Origin of the sequence: Promicromonospora kroppenstedtii DSM 19349 (assembly GCF_000515355.1) — a bacterium.
GTDB classification, from domain to species: domain Bacteria; phylum Actinomycetota; class Actinomycetes; order Actinomycetales; family Cellulomonadaceae; genus Promicromonospora; species Promicromonospora kroppenstedtii.
The window spans coordinates 219,010-219,721 of the sequence record NZ_KI911760.1 but is presented as its reverse complement, the minus strand read 5'-3'; the positions used below and the strand labels follow the sequence as shown (position 1 = coordinate 219,721).

1 protein-coding gene and 1 pseudogene are annotated in these 712 nt (G+C 74.9%); both read left to right on the top strand.

The features are described 5' to 3' along the window. Nucleotides 1-154 (top strand): annotated as a pseudogene (locus tag PROKR_RS37955) (gephyrin-like molybdotransferase Glp); the annotation flags it as partial. 31 nt (nt 155-185) lie between these two features. After that, nucleotides 186-605 (top strand): molybdenum cofactor biosynthesis protein MoaE, encoded by a 420-nt coding sequence (locus PROKR_RS28280; protein WP_036970536.1) that lies wholly within the window; start codon nt 186-188, stop codon nt 603-605. Nucleotides 606-712 lie beyond the last annotated feature (107 nt).

Genomic DNA, 712 nt, shown 5'->3' with positions numbered 1-712 from the left:
GGTCGTCGTCGGGGCGGAGGAGCGGGTCGCCGTCGTCGGCGGGCCCGGCTCGCACCTCGTCGCGTCCATGGCCGCCGCGGACGTGCTGATCGACGTGCCCGCCGCCGCGACTACGCTCGAACCGGGTGCCGAGGTGGCCGTGTGGCCGCTGTGACGTCGCACCCGGGCGAGAGGGAACGGTGAGCATGGACCAGGTCGTGCGTGTGACGCAGGAGGAGCTCGACGACGCCGTCGGGCGGGCCGTCGAGGCGGCGGTGGCCGCGCCGGAGTGCGGCGCCGTGGTCACCTTCCGCGGCGTGGTACGGGACGACGACGGCGGCCGTGCCGTCACGAGCCTCGACTACGAGGCGCACCCCGACGCCACCGCCGTGCTGCAAAAAGTGTGCCAGGCGGTGAGCGCGGAGACGGGCCTCCGCGTCGCCGCGACGCACCGCTACGGGCACCTCGAGGTCGGGGACGTCGCGCTCGTCGCCTCCGCGTCGGCCGGGCATCGCAAGGAGGCCTTCGAGGCGTGCTCCCTGCTGGTGGAGCGCATCAAGGCCGAGGTGCCGATCTGGAAGAAGCAGCAGTTCACGGACGGCGAGTCCGAGTGGGTCGGTCTGTGACGATCCGCCGCACGCGGGTGACCGCGCGGCCCACCCGGCGGGGGATGAGCAGCTCGGGCAGCCGGGCGACGCGGCCCGGCAGCGTGCGGCCTGGCAGCGTGCGGCTC